Consider the following 18,607-nt stretch of genomic DNA (forward strand, 5'->3'; position numbering starts at 1 on the left):
CCAGCTTCCCTCGCACGGTTGCTCAACGGAAGGGCCGCGATGTACGTGGAGATGCTGATCGCCCTGGTGGTCGTGGTGGCCTTCGCCGGGTTCGCGCTGGCCCGCACGATCAGGATCATCCCGCAGTCGACCGCGGGCGTCGTCGAGCGGCTGGGCCGCTACCACCGCACGCTGGAGCCGGGGCTGAGCCTGGTCGTGCCGTTCATCGACCGGATCAGGAACCTGGTGGACCTGCGCGAGCAGGTGGTGGCCTTCCCGCCGCACCCGGTGAACACCGAGGGCAACCTCGTGGTGTCGGTGGACACCGTCGTCTACTACCAGGTCACCGACCCCAAGGCGGCGACCTATGAGGTGTCCGGAGTGCTGTCGGCCATGGAACAGCTCATCGTGGTCACCCTGCGCAACCTGATCGGCGGGATGGACCTGGACGACGCGCTCGGCTCGCGCGAGCGGATCGGCGCGGAGCTGCGCGGCGCGCTGTCCGGCACGGCCTCGCGCTGGGGGATCAAGGTCAACCGGATCGAGCTGAAGTCGATCGACCCGCCCGCCTCGATCCAGGAGTCGATGGAACGCCGGATGCGCGCCGACCGCGACTCCCAGTCGTCCGTGGCGGCGGCGGAGGCCCAGAAGCGGGCCGCGATCCTGGCCGCCGAGGGCGAGAACCAGGCCGCCGTGCTGCGCGCCCGGGGCGAGGCCGAGGCCGTCGTCCTGCGGGCGCAGGCCGAGGCCGAGGCCCAGTCCATGCGGGCCAAGGGCCAGGCGGAGGCCATCGCCATGGTCTTCAAGGCCGTCCACGACGGCAAGCCGGACCGCGCCCTGCTCACCTACCAGTACCTCCAGACGCTCCCCGAGATCGCCAAGGGCGACTCCAACACGGTGTGGATCGTGCCCTCCGAGATCGGCCGCCTGCTCGACGGCATCGGCGGCCTGCTCGCCCCGGAGCGGGAGGAGGAGCCCGAACCGCGCAGGCGCCCCCGCACGACGCGCAAGCCCGCCGCCGACGGGACCCCCTGACCGGATGGGGACAGGCCGCCCCCTACCATCGGGCATCGGGGCGGTTTCAGGGTGAGGGGTATGTTTTGACACCGTGGGAGGCGGTCGCGGTGTTCGCGGCCGGGGTCGCGGCGGGCGGCATCAACTCGGTCGTGGGGTCCGGATCGCTGATCACGTTCCCGACCCTGCTCGCCTTCGGCTACCCGCCGATCGTCGCGAACGTCTCCAACAACGTCGGCCTCGTCCCCGGCGGCGTCACCGGCGTGCTCGGCTACCGGGAGGAGCTGGGGGGCCAGCGCGGACTTCTGGTGCGGCTCGGCATCGCGTCGGTCATCGGGTCGGTGGCGGGCGGGCTGTTGCTGCTCAACCTGCCGGAGTCGGCGTTCAAGATCATCGTCCCGGTGCTGATCGGCCTGTCGCTGGTGCTCGTACTGGTCCAGCCGTACCTCGGCAAGTGGCTGGCGGGCCGCAGGCGCGACCGGCACCCGCACGGCGGGCCGTTGCTGTGGCTGGGCGTGCTGGGCGCGGGCGTGTACGGCGGCTACTTCGGCGCGGCCCAGGGCATCGTGCTGATCGGCCTGCTCGGCATCTTCCTGGACGAAAGCCTGCAGAAGATCAACGCCGCCAAGGTCGTGCTGGCCCTGCTGGTCAACTCCACCGCCGCGGTCCTGTTCGTGTTCGTCGCGCCGCTGGACTGGTGGGCGGTGGCGATGGTGGCGCTCGGCTCGATGGTCGGCGGCTACCTGGGCGCGCGGCTCGGGCGGCGGCTGCCCCCCGCCCTGCTGCGCGGCGTGATCGTGGTGGTCGGGATCGTCGCGATCGTCAACCTGCTGATGGACTAGCGTCGGGGTCCAGCGGCAGGAGTACGGTGAACCGCGTGTCGCCCGGCACCGAACGCACCCGGATGTCGCCGTGGTGCTTGTTGACCACGATCCGGTAGGAGATGTCCAGCCCCAGGCCGGTGCCCTCGCCGACCCCCTTGGTGGTGAAGAACGGCTCGAAGATCCGTGGCCGGATCTGCTCGGGTACGCCCACGCCCGTGTCGGCCACCTCCACCGCGAGCATGTCGCCGTCGCGCGAGGTGCGCAGGGTGAGCGTGCCCTCGCCGTCCATCGCGGCCAGCGCGTTGTCGATCAGGTTGGTCCACACCTGGTTCAGCTCGGCGGGGTGGCCCGGCACGGGCGGCACCGTGCGGTCGTACTCCCGCACCGTGCGCACCCCCGGCCCGATCTTGGCCTGCATCATCGCGAGCGTGGCGTCGAGCAGTTCGTGGACGTCCGTGGTCCGGTAGGGCGAGCGGTCCAGCTGGGAGTACTGCTTGGCCGCCGCGACCAGTCCGGAGATCCGCGTCACCGCGTCGTCGATCTCGCCCATCAGCATCTCGGTGTCGATCGTGTAGGTGATCCAGCCGATCGCCGAGGCCAGGCCGTCGTCGCCGACCGCGGCGGACACCTTTTCCAGCCACGCCGTGTCGATGCCCCCGGCGACGAGCGTCGGGGCGATGTCCCAGGAGCCGGCGATGTCGCGCTCGTCCAGCCAGTCGGCCAGCGCGTCCTCCGCGTCGGCGGTCTGCATCGCGGTCATCTGCGGCGCGGTGGCGGCGCGCTTGACCGCCGCCTCCTGCAGCTCGACCAGCTCGTGCAGCCGGCTGCCGTCCAGCCGGCCGTCCGCGATCAGGGCGAGCTTGTGCCGCATCTTGGCGACCCGGTCGCGCAGCGACGAGGTGGCCCGCACGGCCGCCGCCGCGGGGTTGTTCAGCTCGTGGGTGAGCCCGGCCGACAGCGAGCCGAGGGCCAGCAGCCGCTCCCGCTCGCCGACGATCGTCTGGCTGGCGCGCATCCCGAAGAACAGCCCTTCGAGCAGGTGCATCGCCATCGGGAACCACTCGCGCACGGCGGGCCCGAAGACGCTCGCGGGCAGGGTGAACAGCTCGCTGTCGGTGATCGCGTGCAGGCTGTTGGAGTAGACCTGGTCGATCTTGTCGCCGATGTAGCTCTGCGCGGCCCCGCCGTACACGCCGCGCTGGTCGGTACGGCTGACCTCGACGTCGTCGCCGTGGATGCGGCGGCGCAGCGAGACGGTGCCGTGCAGCAGCACGTAGAAGCAGGTGGCGGGCTCGCCCTCCAGGTAGACGGGGGTGCCCGCAGGAGATCGCTGGACGCGCCCCTGCTCGGCGAAGTGGGCGAGCTGGGCGTCGTCCAGCGCCTCGAACAGGAACAGTGTGCGCAGCTCGGCGGGGGTGAGCCGGTCGGTCGCGGTCATCGCGCCTCCAGGTACCGGTGAACGAGGGACACCGCCATCGCGCCCTCGCCGACCGCTGAGGCCACCCGCTTGACCGACGTCGCCCGCACGTCGCCCGCGGCGAAGACGCCGGGCATGCTGCTCTCCAGGTGGTAGGGGTCGCGCGGGAGCGTCCAGCCGACCGGACGCCGCCCGTCGGCGAGCAGGTCGGCCCCGGTCAGCACGAAGCCGCGCTCGTCGCGCTGCACCACGCCGGAGAGCCAGTCGGTGCGCGGCTCGGCCCCGATGAACACGAACAGCCAGGACGTCTGGACCGTGCGCTTCTCGCCGGTCGAGGCGTCGGCCAGCACCAGGCGTTCCAGGTGGTCCTCGCCCTCGCCCGAGATGACCTCGGTGCACGGGTGGACCTCGATGGCGTCGATCGCCTCGATCTGCTCGACCAGGTACTGCGACATCGACTGCCGCAGGTCGGCCCCGCGGATGAGCATGTGGACGCGGCGGGCGTACCGGGAGAAGTAGACCGCTGCCTGGCCCGCGGAGTTGGCCCCGCCGACGATGTAGACCTCGCTGCCCGCGCAGTTGGGGGCCTCGGTGGCGGCCGAGCCGTAGAAGACCCCGCGCCCGGTCAGCTCGGCCAGTCCGGGGGCGGTGAGCTTGCGGTAGGACACCCCGGTGGCCAGGACGACGGTGTGCGCGGCGATCACGCTCTCGTCGGAGATGCGCAGCACCCGGGAGGAGGAACCGCCGCCCTCCAGCCCGATCGCCTCGCAGGTGGTGATCAGCTCCGCGCCGAACTTCAGCGCCTGCCGCCTGGCCCGCTCGGTGAGCTGCGCGCCGGAGACGCCGTCGGGGAAGCCCAGGTAGTTCTCTATCCGGCTGCTCTGCCCGGCCTGGCCGCCGGTGGCGCGCTGCTCGATGAGCACCGTGCGCAGGCCCTCCGACGCCCCGTAGACCGCCGCGCCGAGCCCGGCCGGGCCCGCGCCCACCACCACCAGGTCGTAGAAGTCGGACGCCGGGGTGGTGCTCAGCCCGATGTGCGCGGCCAGGTCGCTCACCGCGGGCGTGGCCAGCGACCTGCCGTCCGGCGTGATGACCACCGGGACGGCGTCGGGGCCGAGCCCCGCGGCCGACAGCAGCCGCTCGCCCTCCGGCTCGTCGGCCAGCACCCAGCGGTAGGGGACCAGGTTGCGGGCCAGGAAGTCGCGCACCTTGTACGACGGCGCGGACCACCGGTGCCCGACCACCCGCACGTCGCCCTCGGCGGAGGCGGGCGTGGACAGCCACGCGTCGAGCAGGCCGTCCATCACCGGGTACAGCTTCTCCTCCGGCGGGTTCCACGGCTTGAGGAGGTAGTGGTCGACATCGACGATGTTGATGGCGTCGATCGCGGCGTCGGTATCGGCATAGGCGGTCAGCAGGACGCGCCGCGCGGTGGGGAAGAGGTCCATGGCGCTCTCGAGGAACTGGATGCCGTTCATCTGCGGCATCCGGTAGTCGGCGAGCATGACCGCGACCTGCTCGCCCCTCAGTTTGATCTCGCGCAGCGCCTCCATCGCGGCGGGGCCGGAGTCGGCGCGCACGATGCGGTAGCGGTCGCCGTAACGGCGGCGCACGTCTCGGGCCACCGCCCTGGAGACGGCGGGATCGTCGTCTACGGTGATGATCGCCGGATTTGCCATGGCAACACTGTAATCACCGGAGATGACTAGGCTTGTTCGGCGGGCCTGACCTGGATGATGCCGTCCCGGCGTACCCGGGTCTGGAACACCGGCTGCGGCGCGGTCGCCGGGCCGTGCACGACCTTGCCGTCCGAGAGGCGGAAGGTGCTGCCGTGCCACGGGCACACCACGCAGGTCACGCCGCCCTCGCTGGTCAGGCGGCCCTGGTGGAGCGGGCCCGCCAGGTGGCTGCAGTGGTCGGCCAGGATGGTCACCGTCTCACCGCTGCGCAGCACGAACAGGTCGATGTAGCCGAGCCTGCGGGACACCGGGCGGCCGTCGGGCAGGTCCTTCAGCTCGCAGAGGTTGTGCCAGCCGAGCGGGACCAGGTGGGTGACCTGCTCGGCGTGGTTGGCCCCGGCCGCCTGCCGGTAGGCCATGTGCCCGCCGAGCATCCCGCCCAGGCTCGCCGCGCCCAGCCCGGCGTAGCCGAGCAGCCTGCCGCCGCGTTCGCGGCCGGCCAGGCGGAGCGCCAGCGAGCCCGCGTACAGGGTGAACGCGCTGAGGTTGGCGATGGCGTGGACGAAGCCCACCCGCTGCTGCTCGATGTGCAGCACGGACCAGTCGGTGATGCCGGCCGCCGCCGCGGGGGCCGCGCCGGCCAGCCCGGTGACCAGCACGGTACGTGCGGCGCGGGGGTCGGCGCCGGTCGCGTCGAGCACGGCGGTGGCCACCCAGCACCCCAGGCTGGCGGTGGCGAGCGGCGGGTGGGCGGGCGTGCCGGTGGGCACCCCGTGCAGCAGGTCGCGCAGCCCTCCCGGGCGGAGTCTGCCCCGCACGGCCTTGGCCAGCGCCCGGATCGTACGGTCCATCGCCGTCGTGCGTTCCAGCCGGTTGGTCAGGTCGAGCTTCGGGAGCATTCCCCTCCGGGATCGAGTGCCCTTTTGGATGGTCTCCTCCACGTTTGCCCCCTTTCCGTGGTGGGTCATCTACCCGTACCACGAGGGCCGAACACCGTCCAGCCGGGCGTCCCTAGGAGGCCGCCAGATGCCCCTGGCGGACCGACTGCTCCACGAGCCCGGCGGCGTAGGCGGCCAGGCCGGGGGAGCCCTCCTCGATGATCTTCACGTTGCGCATCACCTGCGCGGCGGTCACCTTGTACAACTGCCAGGTGCCGCCCTCGGTGCGGTGGTTGGCGATCAGCGGCGCGATGCGGTCGAGCGCCTTGGCGAACCGCGCCTCCGGGGTGCGCCGCTCCTCGAACTCGTCCCACAGCGCGCGCATCGCCTTGCCCTGCTCGGCCGGGAGCAGCCCGAAGATCCGGTCGGCCGCGGCACGCTCCCGCTCGGCCTGGGTGGCGAGCATGCCGTCGTCGTAGATGAAGGTGTCACCCGCGTCGATCTCCACGATGTCGTGGACCAGCAGCATCGCCACCACGCGGTTGAGGTCGGTGCCCGGAGGGGCGTGTTCGGCGAGGGTCATCGCCAGCATGCCGAGGTACCAGGAGTGCTCGGCGTCGTTCTCCCGCCGCGAACCGTCCATCAGCGTATTGCGGCGGATGACCCGCTTCAGCTTGTCGATCTCGATGAGGAAGTCGATCTGTGCATGCAGTCGCGCGTCGCTCACACGCCCAGCCTAGTCGGACGTTGATCAACAGGTGGGGGAGTTCGCCGCCCCGACGTCATACGTTGCATCCCCGGTCACCTTGGGTCACCTTGTGTCACCTCGGGCGGCCGGTCGGTCTCCATGGGGGCGGACAGGTGCCTCCAGCCCGCTTCGACCGAGGCCCGGCAGCCGTCGGGGCGGTCGCCCGCGCCGATGAACAGCGCGGTCAGCATGGCGGCGCCGTCGTCGAGCGACCGGGGGGACAGGCAGCCGCCGGTGACCAGGGAGACCAGCCCGTGGCCGACGACCCAGCTCTGGGTGGCCAGCCGCCGCGGGTCGATGCCGGCGCGGAAGCGACCGGTGTCCCGGCCCCGCCGGGCGGCCTGGACCAGGTGCCCCAAGGTGGCGTCGACGGCCTGGTGGTCTTCGAGCTCCAGGGTCTCGTCGAACATGATCCGGTACAGGTCGGGGTGGTCCATCGCGGTGCCGATGTAGGCGGCGGTCAGCGCGGTCAGGTCGTGTACCGGGTCGGCGGACGCGCGTACCAGCGCGAACCTCTCCGCCAGCCGGGTGAAGCCCTCCTGCCGCAGGGCCTTCCACACGCCGTCCATGCCGCCGAAGTAGGTGTAGACGGCCATCGTGGACACGCCGGTCTGGGACACCAGTGAGCGCAGGGTGATGGGCTCGCGCATCCGGAGCATGTGGGCGGCCCGCTCGATGATCAGAGTGCGAATCGAGGGATCTTTCATCCTGGCCACGGCACCAGAATACATAGCATTGCATTGCTATGTATTAAGCGGGCGACCCCGGAGGACGGACCTCCGGGGTCGCCGTACCGGCCGTGTGGCGCGTCAGCCGGTCTGGGGGATCAGCAGTGTGGTCCGCGGATCAGGAGGTTCTTCCATCTCCCGCGGAGAGTGCAGGCCGGGCCCGGTGTCCCGGGAGGAGGGGATGCGCATCCACCGCCCGCCGTCCAGACCGGCGGCGGCCGGGGTGCCCGCGGGCGCGCGGCCCTCCCTGCGGACGATCTCGACGGCGACCAGGTTGGCCCGGCGGCGGTGCCGCCACACCAGCACCTGGCGGGCCAGGCAGGCCGCCTCCAGCTCGCCGGAGAAGGCCTCGAAGTCCTCGGCGCAGATGCCCGCCCTGGTGGCGATGAACGCCCGCTCGCCTTCGGCGGTGGGCGCGATCCACAGCACCAGGGGGATCCGCCCGGAGGCGGTGTGCATCGGGGTCTCCAGGCAGACCCGCTGGATGCGGTGCCGGGAGTACAGGCACCAGAGGTGCGCGGCGACCCAGCCGCGGCCGAAGCGCGTGGCGGCCGGGACCGACACCGTGCCGGTCAGCGCGACAGCGGCCCACCAGCTGCCGTTCACGACGGCGCTCACGATGAGCGCGAGGACCGCCACCGCCGCGATGAGCAGCGCGAACTCGGTGCGCCAGCGCCAGGCGCGCACCAGCGACGGTGTACGGCCGGCCGCGGGCGCCTCGCCGCGCGAGGGGTAGGGGTTGTTCCTCGGGTTACGCTGCGACATTTCCTGGCACCTCCCGCTCTTCCCGGCCGTCCCGCGCCGCGAGGGCGTGCAGGCGGTCCGCCTTGAGCCGGTCGAACCTCGGGTCGCGGTAGCACCGCGAGCCGAAGCCGGTCCGGGTCACCGTCCACCCGATACGGTGCGCGAACTCGTCCTCTTCCATGCAGAGTTCGCGGTCGGCCCGGCCGATGAGGTCCTGAACCCAAGATTTGATTCGAGCGATTCCCTTGGTACCGTGAGAGTACATAGGAGGCTTCCTTCGCTTGGACTCGATGCGGAGCTCTTGTGGACTTACCGGGTCGGTGGCCGCCGACCCGGTTTTCCTTTGCGCCGCCGTGGCAGGCGCGTCTTGTGAGCGCGGGTCGTGCAAAGTTTGATCTGGCTGACACCCCCGTGCGCCGTCCGTGGCGCGGTCCATGACCGCGTTGCGGAGTGCGAGCGGGAGATTACCCCCTTATAGAGATGGTCTCTCCGGGCCTACTATCACGCAAGTACCGCCGCAAGGTAAAAAGCAGCAAACTTCTCAAGTTCGGTGCTTCGTGCGGTGCATGTGTCGTGCAATTTGCAGGAACGCCGCCGTGCGACACATGCGGGGAAGGCCGTGCGGGGCCCGCGCGGCGTCCCGTGGAACGGGCGTGGCCACAGGGGAATCGTGATGCGCACCCCCGTCTGATGCGCACAGCGTACGATGTCCTGGCGGTTTACCCGGGAAGCCGGACTTGCAACCGTTATCGGGGGGAACTTTGACACAATCCCCGATAGATCAAATGCACCATTCTGTGCAAGTTGCATGTAGGATAGAGCCCTGCGGGGCACCGGTCAGCCGCCGGTCCCGCTGTCCTGTGGCGACACACCCAGCGATACACCACGTACGGCGTCAAAGGGGGGCCGGGCGGTGCCCGAACGAGCCAGTCCAACCGTCCGTCGGCGCAGGCTCGGTCAGGAGCTTCGCCGGTTGCGCGAGCGGGCCGGTCTCACCGGCGACCACGTCGCCGACGAGCTCGGCTGGTCGGCCTCGAAGGTCAGCCGGATCGAGACCGCCAAGACCATGCCGAAGCGGGCCGACGTCCAGGCCCTCACCGCGTTGTACGAGGCCGGGGAGGTCAAGCAGCGCGAGCTGCTGGACCTGCTGCGGGACGCGTCGAGAAAGGGCTGGTGGGAGGACTTCCAGGACGCCCTGCCCCAGGAGTACACGACACTGCTGGGGCTGGAAGAAGAGGCCGTCTTCGAGCGAAGCTGGGAACCCCAGATCGTTCCGGGTCTCTTCCAGACCGAGGAGTACGCTCGCGAGGTCATCCGCGCCACCCAGGCGATCATCAGGCTGCCGCCCGCCGATCTCCGCGCCAGGGTCGAGGCACGCCTCGCCCGCCAGCGGCTGATCAGCAAGCCGGATCCGCTGACCACCTGGGTCGTGCTCGACGAGTCGGCGCTGTTGCGCCGGTTCGGTGGCGCGACGGTGATGCGCGAGCAGATCGAAAGGCTGATCGAGGTCAGTCAACTGCCGCATGTCCGCGTGCAAGTGCTGCCTCAGGACGCTCAGCATCCGGTCAACACCAGCTCGTTCATCCACCTGAAATTCCCGGAGTTCCAGGACGTCGTCTATCTGGAGCATCTGCACAGCGCCCGGTGGGTCGAAGAGCCGCAGCAGGTCTATGGCTACGAGCTGGCCTTTGATCACCTGCGGTCCGAGGCCCTCGGTCCGGACGCTTCCAGGGAACTCATGGAGAAGGTCATCGATCGCTGGAAGTGATCTTCCGGCATGTCAGATAAGAAGGCCGAATAAAATGTACCCGGTAGACCTTTCCGGCGCTGTCTGGAAGAAGAGCGCCCGGAGCGCGGCCAGCGGAGCCTGCGTCGAGGTCGCCCAGCTTGCGAGCGGGCATGTCGGAGTGCGCGACAGCAAGAACCGATCAGGTCCCGTCCTCGTCTTCACTCCCACCGAGTGGGACGCCTTCGTCGGAGGTGTCAGGGACGGCGAGTTCGACTTGTAAGCCGATTTCGTTGAAATTGATCTGAAAAGCAGGGAAGGACCCCCGGCGTACCGGGGGTCCTTCTTGGCTTTCAGGGCCGGATCAGGCCAGGCCGAGGCCCTTGGCGACGCCCTCGCCGAGGTCCTTGTGGATGTTGGTCCAGTATTCGACGACCCGCTTCTTGGTGTCGGTGGTGACCTCCGGGGCGGAGGCGTGGCCGACGATGTTGCCCACCATGTGCGCGCGGTCGGTCTCGGAAAGGACGTTCTCCCACAGGGCGCGCGGCTGGACGTAGTCGTCGTCCTCGGCGTGCCTGCGGTAGGCGCTGCGGACGATGTCGCCGGTCAGGTGGTAGTCCTCGCCCGCGTACAGCGACGGGTCGGCGACCGGGCCGTTCAGCGAGTTGGGCGCGTACACCGGGTCGCCGCCGTTGGCGAAGCGCATCGCGCCGTCCCGGTTGTAGCCGTGCACCGGCACCTTCGGCGCGTTGACCGGGAGCTGCTGGTAGTTGGCCCCGATGCGGTAGCGGTGGGTGTCGGGGTAGGAGAACAGCCGGCCCTGCAGCATTTTGTCCGGGGAGGCTCCGATGCCGGGCACGAGGTTGGAGGGCTCGAAGCCGGACTGCTCGACCTCGGCGAAGTAGTTCACCGGGTTGCGGTTCAGGGTGAACCGGCCGATCGTGATCTCCGGGTAGTCGCTGTGCGGCCACACCTTGGTCAGGTCGAACGGGTTGAACCGGTAGTCGGCCGCCGCCTCGAACGGCATGATCTGCACGTTGACCTGCCACGACGGGTGGTCGCCGCGGGCGATGGCGGTGTGCAGGTCGCGGATGTGGTGGTCGGGGTCGGTGGCGGCGAGGGCCTTGGCCTCGGCGTCGGTGAAATTCTCGATGCCCTGCTCGGTCTTGAAGTGGTACTTCACCCAGAACTTCTCGCCCGCCGCGTTGTACCACAGGAAGGTGTGCGACCCGAAGCCGTGCATGTTGCGCCAGGTCTTCGGGGTGCCCCGGTCGGTCATCAGGAAGCTGACCTGGTGGGCCGACTCGGGGGAGAGGGTCCAGAAGTCCCACTGCATGTTGTTGTCGTGCAGGTGGTTGTCCGCGCGCCGCTTCTGGCTGTGGATGAAGTCGGAGAACTTCTGCGGGTCGCGGATGAAGAAGATCGGCGTGTTGTTGCCGACGATGTCGTAGTTGCCGTGCTCGGTGTAGAACTTGATGGCGAAACCGCGCGGGTCGCGGGCGGTGTCGGCGCTGCCCAGCTCACCGGCCACGGTGGAGAAGCGCAGGAAGAGCTCGGTCTCCTTGCCCTTCTGGAACAGGTCGGCCTTGGTGTACTGGCTCACGTCCTCGGTGATGCGCATGACGCCGTAGGCGCCACCGCCCTTGGCGTGGACGACGCGCTCGGGCACCCGCTCCCGGTTGAAGTGGGCCATCTTCTGGATCAGATAGTGGTCTTGCAGCAGCAAGGGGCCGTTCGGCCCGACGGAGAGCGAGAACTCGTCGCTCGGGGCCGGGATGCCCGCGTCCGTGGTGGAAGTCGGCCGGTTGCTCATTGAAGCGGTCCTCCGGTTGATCGCTGACGGAGTACGGCTACCGCCTGAGAACTCCGCTAATTACCTCGACATCCAGGGCAGATGCCCCAGAACGTGATGTCCGCCTCGTCGATCACGTAGCCGGCGGCGTCCACGGGGTCCAGGCAGGGCGCCTGCCCGGCCACGCAGTCGACGTCGGTCATCGCCCCGCAACGCCGGCAGACGAGGTGGTGGTGGTTGTCGCCCACCCGCCCCTCGTAGCGGGCCGGGCTGCCCATCGGCTCGATCTTGCGAACCAGCCCGGCGCCGTGCAGCGCGGCCAACGAGTCGTAGACGGCTTGCAGGGAGACCCGCCCGACGCGCTCATGGACCTGCTGATGGATGGCGTCCACATCGAGGTGGTCGCCCTCGCGCACGGTCTGCATGATCGCGAGTCGCGCCGCGGTCACCCGCAGCCCGGCGTCGCGGAGCCGGTCGGCATCGCCCATGAGCCGACCATATGTCGTAAAGCTGAATGATTCAAGTTTTTGAGTCTTCCAAGTTAGTGGCCGCCTCACGTCCGGGACCAGGGCTTATGCCTGATTGGCGCCGGATGTCGGCTAGAGGTGGCATGCTCGGTTAGTCATGAAGAGGTACCTCCTTCCCCCGGCCCTCCGGCGCGCCCGTGCCCTCGTCGCGGTCACCGCGGCGGCGGCGCTGCTGACGGCGGCGTGTTCGGCGGGCGAGCAAGAGCCGGAGGGCCGTGCTGCGGAGTCATCCGTGGAGTCGGCCCCTCAGGCGAAGACCACCGAACCGAAGCCGGAACGCCGGCCGTACACCATCTCGTTCGGCGGTGATGTGCACTTCGAAGGCGTACTGCGGGCGCGGCTCGACGCGAACCCGCGTACCGCGCTCGGGCCGATCGCCTCGGTGCTCAAGAAGGCCGACCTGGCGATGGTCAACCTGGAGACCGCGATCACCACCGGGGGCACGCCCGCGCCCGGCAAGCAGTTCACCTTCCGCGCGCCGCCCACGGCGTTCACCGCGCTCAAGGCGGCCGGGGTGGACGTGGCGTCGATGGCCAACAACCACGGCATGGACTACATGCAGAGCGGGCTGCGCGACTCGCTGGCGGCGATCAGGAAGTCGCGCTTCCCGATCGTCGGGATCGGCAGGGACGACGCCCAGGCGTACAGGCCGTACCGGACGACGGTCAACGGCAACCGCGTGTCGATCATCGGGGCCACGCAGGTGCTGGACGCGGAGTTCATCCAGCCCTGGACGGCGACGCCCGAGCAGGGCGGCCTGGCCTCGGCCAAGGACGAGGACAGGCTGATCCAGGCGGTCCGTGCGGCCAGGAAGAACTCCGACACGGTGATCGTCCACCTGCACTGGGGCACCGAGCTGGAGAAGTGCCCGAACCCGGCGCAGCGGGCACTGGCCCCGCGGCTCGTCGCGGCCGGCGCGGACGTGATCATCGGCGGGCACGCGCACATCCTGCTGGGCGGCGGCTACCTCAAGGGCGCCTACGTCAACTACGGGATGGGCAACTTCGTCTTCTACAACTCCGGCCCGGAGACCGGCAAGACCGGCGTGCTCACGCTGACCGTGCAGGGCAGGAAGGTCCTCAAGGACCAGTGGACGCCCGCCCGCATCAACGGCGGCGTTCCGGTGCCGCTCACCGGGGCGGCGCGCACGCAGGCGGTGAAGGAGTGGCGGGGGCTGCGCTCCTGCACCGGGCTGTCGGCGGGCCGGGGCGACCGATGACCGCGTACGTGGCGGACGTGGGCGTTGTCGCCATACCGGATCGGCACGCCACTCAGCGTGAGCAAATGTGCCGTTAGCCTGAACGACCAGGGGGACAGCGGGCAAGATGGAGGGCGTGTCCATCTTGCCTGTGGAAGACACCGATCTCGGCATGGAGCCCACGCCCCTCCGCCGCCGGCCCGCCCAGCGCCGCAGCGCCCGCCGGGTCGAGCGGATGCTCGACGCCTGTGCCGAGCTCCTCGACGAGATCGGCTACGAGGCGCTCTCCACCACCCGGATCGCCGAGCGCGCCGGGGTCGCGATCGGTTCGATCTATCAGTTCTTCCCCGACAAGCGGGCCATCGCCCAGGCGGTGACCAGGCGCAACGTCGAGCTGTTCGCCGCCCGCGTGGGCCGCAGGTTCCTCTCGGCGGAGTTCGAGGGCTGGTGGGACGCGGTGGACGTGATCATCGACGAGTACGTCGACATGCACCGGCGGGTGCGGGGCTTCCGGTCCCTGCACTTCGCCGACGTCATCGAGCTCAACCTGCTCGACTCGGTGGCCGACAACAACACGGTCATCGCGGGGCGGCTGCGCGGGCTGCTGCTCCAGGAGTTCGGCCTGGCCGACAGCGAGGAGCTGGACCAGGCCATGCTGGTCGCCATCGAGGCGGGCGACGCGGTGCTCAAGCTCGCCTTCCGCCGCGACCCGCAGGGCGATCCGCAGTTCGTGGCCGAGGCCAAGTCCCTGATCAGGGGCTACCTGTCCAGCCACCTGCCGCCCCGCCGCCCCTGACGGATCTCAGCTCCGGCCGGTGTGGCGGGGCCGGGGCGGGATCCTGCACACCGGCGCGGAGCCGGTGGTGTGGTCACTGAGGTCGGTGCGGGGGAGCAGGTCGGCCTCAAGTATCCGCAGGTCGCGTTCGGCGGCGCGGACGGCTTCCAGCCTGCCGGTGAGATACCCGGCGGCTCCGGGCACGGCGGCGGCGAACAGCAGCCCGAAGGACACTGCGAAGATCGTCTGCCTGGAAACGTTCATCGCGACCTCCCACCGCTCGGTCAGAGTCGTAATGCCCATTTGTCGCGATTAGCACGCCGCAGTGTAGTGAATTATGTGCCGTCCGTTACCGAAGAGTGGCGGGGCTCGCCGTACCGAGGCAACAGCGGCTAATGTTCCGGCAAATCCGGGCGGCGGTCGATAGTCTCTCGCTGTGGCACATGTGACACGTGAGCACCTTGATCGGCTGCTTGAGCAGGGGCTGCTGGCCGACGACCACGTCCCGACGGCCAAGCGACTCGACTCCCTGGCGGCGAGTTATGTGTCCGGCGACGTGTCCCGGGCGGCGATCCTCGTGCTGGCGGCGGAGGAATGGCGGCAGGCCGGGCAGCCGGCCCGCGCGCTGGAGTGTTTCCAGCGCGCGATGGAAGACGGCGGGGAGGTGAGCGTCGATCCGCGTGCGGGCATCGCCGACACGCTGTTCGAGCTGGACCGGCCCGCCGAGGGCAAGGAGATGATCGAGGCGATCCGCGCCGAGGGCGGTGTGACACCGGCGACCTGTCTCAACATCACCGAGACGCTGATCGCGTACGACGAGCTGCGCGCCGCCCACGACTGGGCCACCGAGGGCGCCCTGGCCAGCCCGGAGGGCACCGGCGAGCGATCAGCCCTCCTCCGCGCCCGCTACCGCATCCGCGTCGATCTGGGCCTCCCCGAAGACGAGCTCGACGCCCTCGTCACCTGACGTCGGTCCCTGTCACCGCATTCGGCGCAGGTCTCTGAGTACGGCATGCCCACCAGGCCCCGCCTCGCCGTTGCCGCCCGCGCCCTGGTGTCCGGTCTTTCGCGTGTGCTGTGGCTGTTCGCCGTACCTCGCACCGGGTGATGGGTGGGGCCGGGAGGGCGGCCCCGGATGGGGTCACTGTGGGGCGAGGCCGCGGGTGAGGTCGGTGAGCGGGACGTCGTTGACGCTGATCGGGATGGGGAGCGGCAGCGGGTTCGTCGCCGGGTGGTGCGTGGCGGGGCGGCGGTGCTTCGCGGCGTTCTTGATGGCGTTCCTGGCGGGGCCGCTCCTCCTCCTGGTGGTGGGCGGGTCGGCGGCGTGATCGAGGCGGGCGGCCGCGCCGCTCAGGCCGTTCAGGCCGATCGGCGCGCCCCGGCCGGTGAGGGAGCCGAGGGCGGGGGCGGTCGGAAGGTCGGGGAGCAGGCCGCCGGAGCCCCCAGGAGGGCCGCCCAGGGCGTCAGAGCGGCCGGACGGGGCCGAATGGCCGGGCGAGGTGGTGGCGGGCCGGGAGGCGGTGCGCAGGCCCGTCCTGGGCAGCCCCGGGAGGCCGAAGCCGCCGGTGCCCGCGAGCGCGCCGCCCGGGTCGGCGATGCCGGTCACCGGCGTGGCGGGCACCAGCCCGTCCAGCCCCCGCAGACCGGTGGCCTGCTTGAGCGTGTAACCGGCGTAGGCCGGGTTGATCGAGCCGGGCGAGTCGACGACCGGCACCCCCGTACCGAGCCCGCACACCGGCCGCTGACCGGCGGCGGGCTTGACCAGCGGCAGCCCGCCCCGCCCCGGGCAGTGGGCGGCGGCCGCCGGCATGACGGCCGTACAGGTGAGCCCCGCGGCCATGGTGGCCGCCGCGAGCATCGCCCCGAATTTGCGTGTGTTCGACATCCACGTCCCCCTGATCGTGTTCGGTCGACAGCGATGGCCGAAGCTATCGCCGTTCCGGACCCGGCCAGGGGGCCTTAACCCAAAGCTGGGGAACTGCTTACTGCGGCACAGGCGACCGCTGGGCCTCGATGGACAGAGTGTCGCCCGCCTCGTCCAGGTCGACCACGACCTCGTCGCCGTCCTGGATCTCGCCGGACAGCACCTTCTTGGCCAGCCGGTCGCCGATCGCCGACTGCACCAGCCGCCGCAGCGGACGCGCGCCGTACAGCGGGTCGTAGCCGGTCAGCGCCAGCCAGTCGCGGGCCGCCGGGGTGACCGTGAGGGTCAGCCTGCGGTCGGCCAGGCGGCGGGCCAGCCGCGCGGCCTGGAGGTCCACGATCCGGCTCAGCTCCTCCGAGCCCAGCGCGTCGAACAGGATGATGTCATCCAGCCGGTTGATGAACTCGGGCTTGAACGACGCGCGGACCGCGTTCATCACCGCGTCGCGCTTGGCGCCGTTCTCCAGCGTCGGATCGACCAGGTACTGCGACCCGATGTTGGAGGTCATGATCAGGATGGTGTTGCGGAAGTCGACCGTGCGGCCCTGCCCGTCGGTCAGCCGCCCGTCGTCGAGCACCTGGAGCAGGATGTCGAAGACCTCGGCGTGCGCCTTCTCCACCTCGTCCAGCAGCACGACCGTGTACGGCCTGCGGCGTACCGCCTCGGTGAGCTGGCCGCCCTCCTCATAACCCACATAACCGGGCGGCGCGCCGACCAGCCGGGCCACCGCGTGCTTTTCGGAGTACTCGCTCATGTCGATCCGGGTCATCGCCCGCTCGTCGTCGAACAGGAACTCCGCCAGCGCCTTGGCCAGCTCGGTCTTGCCCACGCCCGTCGGCCCGAGGAACAGGAACGACCCGGTGGGCCGGTCGGGGTCGGCGATGCCGGCGCGCGCCCGGCGTACCGCGTCGGACACGGCCTGCACGGCGGGGGCCTGGCCGATCAGGCGCCTGCCCAGCTCGTCCTCCATGCGCAGCAGCTTGGCGGTCTCGCCCTCCAGCAGCCGCCCGGCGGGGATGCCGGTCCACGACGAGATCACCTGGGCGATGTCGTCCGGGCCGACCTCCTCCTTGACCATGGCGTCCTCAGGCTGCGCCTGCGCCGCCGCGACCTGCAGCTCCTTCTCCAGCTTGGGCACCTCGGCGTACATCAGCCGGGACGCCGCCTCGAAGTCGCCGTCGCGCTGCGCCCGCTCGGCGGCCCCCCTGGCCTCGTCGAGCTGCTTCTTCAGGTCGCCGACGTGGTTGAGCCCGGCCTTCTCCCGCTCCCAGCGGCCGACCAGGCCGGAAAGCTCCTCCTGGCGGTCGGCGAGGTCCCTGCGCAGCTTGTCCAGCCGGGCGCGGGACGCCTCGTCGGTCTCCTTGGCGAGGGCCATCTCCTCCATCTTCATCCGGTCGACCGCACGCTGCAGCTCGTCGATCTCGACCGGACGGGAGTCGATCTCCATCCGCAGCCGGGAGGCGGCCTCGTCCACCAGGTCGATGGCCTTGTCGGGCAGGAACCTCGCGGTGATGTACCGGTCGGACAGGGCGGCGGCGGCGACCAGCGCGCTGTCGGCGATCTGCACCTGGTGGTGGGCCTCATAGCGGCCCTTGAGCCCGCGCAGGATCGCGATCGTGTCCTCCACGGTCGGCTCGCCCACGTAGACCTGCTGGAAGCGGCGTTCCAGCGCGGGGTCCTTCTCGATCCGCTCGCGGTACTCGTCGAGCGTGGTCGCCCCGATCATGCGCAGCTCGCCGCGGGCCAGCATCGGCTTGAGCATGTTGCCCGCGTCCATCGAGCCCTCGGCGGCGCCCGCGCCGACCACGGTGTGCAGCTCGTCGATGAACGTGACGACCTGCCCGTCGCTCTCCTTGATCTCGGCGAGCACGGCCTTCAGCCGTTCCTCGAACTCGCCGCGGAACTTCGCGCCCGCCACCATCGCGCTCAGGTCGAGTGAGACCAGCCGCTTGTTGCGCAGGCTCTCCGGCACGTCACCGGCCACGATGCGCTGCGCCAGGCCCTCCACGACGGCGGTCTTGCCGACGCCCGGCTCGCCGATCAGCACCGGGTTGTTCTTCGTCCGGCGGGACAGCACCTGGACCACCCGGCGGATCTCGGCGTCCCGGCCGATCACGGGGTCGAGCCGCCCGGCCCTGGCCCGCTCGGTGAGATCGACGCCGTACTTCTCCAGCGCCTGGTAGGTGTCCTCCGGGGTCTCGCTGGTGACCCTGGCGTGCCCGCGTACCTTCTCGAACGCGTCCAGCAGCGCCGCCGCCGTCGCCCCCTGCGACTTCAGCAGCTCCGCGATCGGCCCGCCGTCCGCGGCCAGGCCGACGAGCAGGTGCTCGGTCGAGACGTATTCGTCCTCAAGCTGCCTGGCCCGCGCCGCGGCGGTGTTGAGCACCACCAGCAGGGCGCGGGAGGTGGTCGGCGCGCTGACCGTCGCGCCCTGGGCCTTGGGCAGGCCCTCAAGCTGCTGCTCGGCGGCGGTGCGCAGCTTCTTCCAGTCGGCGCCGACGGCCTCCAGCAGCGGCACCGCGGTGCCGCCGGTCTGGGCGAGCAGCGCGGTGAACAGGTGGGCCGGCGCGACCTCCGGGTTGCCCTCCGCCGCCGCTCTGCGGATGGAGGTGGAGATCGCCTCCTGGCTCTTACGGGTGAGCTTGTAGTCCATT

At 70.4% G+C, this 18,607-nt stretch carries 19 protein-coding genes; 7 read left to right on the top strand and 12 right to left on the bottom strand.

Annotation, left to right across the window (positions count from 1 at the left end):
- The first annotated feature begins 18 nt into the window (after positions 1-18).
- The gene (locus DP939_RS02910) at positions 19-1,014 is read left to right on the top strand and encodes an SPFH domain-containing protein (RefSeq protein WP_225878012.1); all 996 of its coding nucleotides are present in this window, start codon (positions 19-21) and stop codon (positions 1,012-1,014) included.
- Between the two features lie 65 nt (positions 1,015-1,079).
- Positions 1,080-1,835: a sulfite exporter TauE/SafE family protein gene (locus DP939_RS02915; protein WP_113978542.1), complete on the top strand. Its 756-nt coding sequence runs from the start codon at positions 1,080-1,082 to the stop codon at positions 1,833-1,835.
- On the opposite strand, the gene DP939_RS02920 is transcribed toward DP939_RS02915, so the two are convergent.
- The 7 genes from DP939_RS02920 to DP939_RS02950 form a co-directional block, all read right to left on the bottom strand.
- Positions 1,816-3,255, bottom strand: coding sequence for an ATP-binding protein (locus DP939_RS02920; protein WP_113978545.1), 1,440 nt, complete (start codon positions 3,253-3,255; stop codon positions 1,816-1,818). The two genes, DP939_RS02915 and DP939_RS02920, sit on opposite strands and share 20 nt — an antisense overlap.
- Complete coding sequence (locus DP939_RS02925; RefSeq protein WP_113978548.1) at positions 3,252-4,913, bottom strand: FAD-dependent oxidoreductase; 1,662 nt, start codon at positions 4,911-4,913, stop codon at positions 3,252-3,254. The genes DP939_RS02920 and DP939_RS02925 overlap by 4 nt, the downstream gene beginning before the upstream one ends.
- A gap of 26 nt (positions 4,914-4,939) precedes the next feature.
- A complete protein-coding gene (locus DP939_RS02930) occupies positions 4,940-5,812 on the bottom strand; it encodes a Rieske 2Fe-2S domain-containing protein (RefSeq protein WP_199564905.1) in 873 nt (290 codons plus the stop codon).
- A gap of 112 nt (positions 5,813-5,924) precedes the next feature.
- Complete coding sequence (locus DP939_RS02935; RefSeq protein ID WP_158578443.1) at positions 5,925-6,518, bottom strand: HD domain-containing protein; 594 nt, start codon at positions 6,516-6,518, stop codon at positions 5,925-5,927.
- 74 nt (positions 6,519-6,592) lie between these two features.
- Positions 6,593-7,246, bottom strand: coding sequence for a TetR/AcrR family transcriptional regulator (locus DP939_RS02940; protein ID WP_225878062.1), 654 nt, complete (start codon positions 7,244-7,246; stop codon positions 6,593-6,595).
- Positions 7,247-7,348: 102 nt separating this feature from the next.
- Positions 7,349-8,032, bottom strand: a complete 684-nt coding sequence (locus DP939_RS02945) for a hypothetical protein (protein WP_113978556.1) — start codon at positions 8,030-8,032, stop codon at positions 7,349-7,351.
- The gene (locus DP939_RS02950; protein ID WP_113978559.1) at positions 8,019-8,276 is read right to left on the bottom strand and encodes a hypothetical protein; all 258 of its coding nucleotides are present in this window, start codon (positions 8,274-8,276) and stop codon (positions 8,019-8,021) included. The genes DP939_RS02945 and DP939_RS02950 overlap by 14 nt, the downstream gene beginning before the upstream one ends.
- A gap of 648 nt (positions 8,277-8,924) precedes the next feature.
- On the opposite strand from DP939_RS02950, the gene DP939_RS02955 reads away from it, so the two are divergent.
- Positions 8,925-9,779: a helix-turn-helix domain-containing protein gene (locus DP939_RS02955; protein ID WP_113978561.1), complete on the top strand. Its 855-nt coding sequence runs from the start codon at positions 8,925-8,927 to the stop codon at positions 9,777-9,779.
- 34 nt (positions 9,780-9,813) lie between these two features.
- Positions 9,814-10,020 carry a DUF397 domain-containing protein gene (locus DP939_RS02960; RefSeq protein WP_113978563.1) on the top strand — a complete coding sequence of 69 codons (207 nt, stop codon included), beginning with the start codon at positions 9,814-9,816 and terminating at the stop codon, positions 10,018-10,020.
- Positions 10,021-10,101: 81 nt separating this feature from the next.
- On the opposite strand, the gene DP939_RS02965 is transcribed toward DP939_RS02960, so the two are convergent.
- Complete coding sequence (locus DP939_RS02965; protein ID WP_113978566.1) at positions 10,102-11,550, bottom strand: catalase; 1,449 nt, start codon at positions 11,548-11,550, stop codon at positions 10,102-10,104.
- Between the two features lie 56 nt (positions 11,551-11,606).
- A complete protein-coding gene (locus tag DP939_RS02970; protein WP_113978568.1) occupies positions 11,607-12,017 on the bottom strand; it encodes a Fur family transcriptional regulator in 411 nt (136 codons plus the stop codon).
- 136 nt (positions 12,018-12,153) lie between these two features.
- On the opposite strand from DP939_RS02970, the gene DP939_RS02975 reads away from it, so the two are divergent.
- Positions 12,154-13,275 carry a CapA family protein gene (locus DP939_RS02975; RefSeq protein ID WP_113978571.1) on the top strand — a complete coding sequence of 374 codons (1,122 nt, stop codon included), beginning with the start codon at positions 12,154-12,156 and terminating at the stop codon, positions 13,273-13,275.
- 106 nt (positions 13,276-13,381) lie between these two features.
- The gene (locus DP939_RS02980) at positions 13,382-14,050 is read left to right on the top strand and encodes a TetR family transcriptional regulator (RefSeq protein WP_113978573.1); all 669 of its coding nucleotides are present in this window, start codon (positions 13,382-13,384) and stop codon (positions 14,048-14,050) included.
- Between the two features lie 6 nt (positions 14,051-14,056).
- Here DP939_RS02980 and DP939_RS02985 read toward each other — a convergent pair whose 3' ends face one another.
- Positions 14,057-14,293 (bottom strand): hypothetical protein, encoded by a 237-nt coding sequence (locus tag DP939_RS02985; RefSeq protein ID WP_113978576.1) that lies wholly within the window; start codon positions 14,291-14,293, stop codon positions 14,057-14,059.
- Positions 14,294-14,465: 172 nt separating this feature from the next.
- Here DP939_RS02985 and DP939_RS02990 point away from each other — a divergent pair, with 172 nt between their 5' ends.
- A complete protein-coding gene (locus DP939_RS02990) occupies positions 14,466-14,996 on the top strand; it encodes a hypothetical protein (RefSeq protein ID WP_113978578.1) in 531 nt (176 codons plus the stop codon).
- Between the two features lie 174 nt (positions 14,997-15,170).
- Here DP939_RS02990 and DP939_RS02995 read toward each other — a convergent pair whose 3' ends face one another.
- Together DP939_RS02995 and clpB are read right to left on the bottom strand one after the other, a co-directional pair.
- Positions 15,171-15,914: a hypothetical protein gene (locus DP939_RS02995; protein ID WP_113978581.1), complete on the bottom strand. Its 744-nt coding sequence runs from the start codon at positions 15,912-15,914 to the stop codon at positions 15,171-15,173.
- Between the two features lie 97 nt (positions 15,915-16,011).
- Positions 16,012-18,606, bottom strand: a complete 2,595-nt coding sequence (gene clpB, locus DP939_RS03000) for an ATP-dependent chaperone ClpB (protein ID WP_113978583.1) — start codon at positions 18,604-18,606, stop codon at positions 16,012-16,014.
- Between the last annotated feature and the right edge of the window lies 1 nt (position 18,607).

It is taken from the genome of Spongiactinospora rosea (assembly GCF_003315795.1).
Lineage (GTDB): Bacteria > Actinomycetota > Actinomycetes > Streptosporangiales > Streptosporangiaceae > Spongiactinospora > Spongiactinospora rosea.

Bases quoted from the DNA above. Each gene is read 5' to 3' on its own strand.
- DP939_RS02920 (WP_113978545.1), bottom strand. From the start codon at position 3,255: ATGACCGCGACCGACCGGCTCACCCCCGCCGAGCTGCGCACACTGTTC.
- DP939_RS02930 (WP_199564905.1), bottom strand. From the start codon at position 5,812: ATGCTCCCGAAGCTCGACCTGACCAACCGGCTGGAACGCACGACGGCG.
- DP939_RS02970 (WP_113978568.1), bottom strand. From the start codon at position 12,017: ATGGGCGATGCCGACCGGCTCCGCGACGCCGGGCTGCGGGTGACCGCG.
- DP939_RS02965 (WP_113978566.1), bottom strand. From the start codon at position 11,550: ATGAGCAACCGGCCGACTTCCACCACGGACGCGGGCATCCCGGCCCCG.
- clpB (WP_113978583.1), bottom strand. From the start codon at position 18,606: ATGGACTACAAGCTCACCCGTAAGAGCCAGGAGGCGATCTCCACCTCC.
- DP939_RS02995 (WP_113978581.1), bottom strand. From the start codon at position 15,914: ATGTCGAACACACGCAAATTCGGGGCGATGCTCGCGGCGGCCACCATG.
- DP939_RS02985 (WP_113978576.1), bottom strand. From the start codon at position 14,293: ATGAACGTTTCCAGGCAGACGATCTTCGCAGTGTCCTTCGGGCTGCTG.
- DP939_RS02945 (WP_113978556.1), bottom strand. From the start codon at position 8,032: ATGTCGCAGCGTAACCCGAGGAACAACCCCTACCCCTCGCGCGGCGAG.
- DP939_RS02925 (WP_113978548.1), bottom strand. From the start codon at position 4,913: ATGGCAAATCCGGCGATCATCACCGTAGACGACGATCCCGCCGTCTCC.
- DP939_RS02975 (WP_113978571.1), top strand. From the start codon at position 12,154: ATGAAGAGGTACCTCCTTCCCCCGGCCCTCCGGCGCGCCCGTGCCCTC.
- DP939_RS02950 (WP_113978559.1), bottom strand. From the start codon at position 8,276: ATGTACTCTCACGGTACCAAGGGAATCGCTCGAATCAAATCTTGGGTT.
- DP939_RS02960 (WP_113978563.1), top strand. From the start codon at position 9,814: ATGTACCCGGTAGACCTTTCCGGCGCTGTCTGGAAGAAGAGCGCCCGG.
- DP939_RS02940 (WP_225878062.1), bottom strand. From the start codon at position 7,246: ATGAAAGATCCCTCGATTCGCACTCTGATCATCGAGCGGGCCGCCCAC.
- DP939_RS02980 (WP_113978573.1), top strand. From the start codon at position 13,382: ATGGAGGGCGTGTCCATCTTGCCTGTGGAAGACACCGATCTCGGCATG.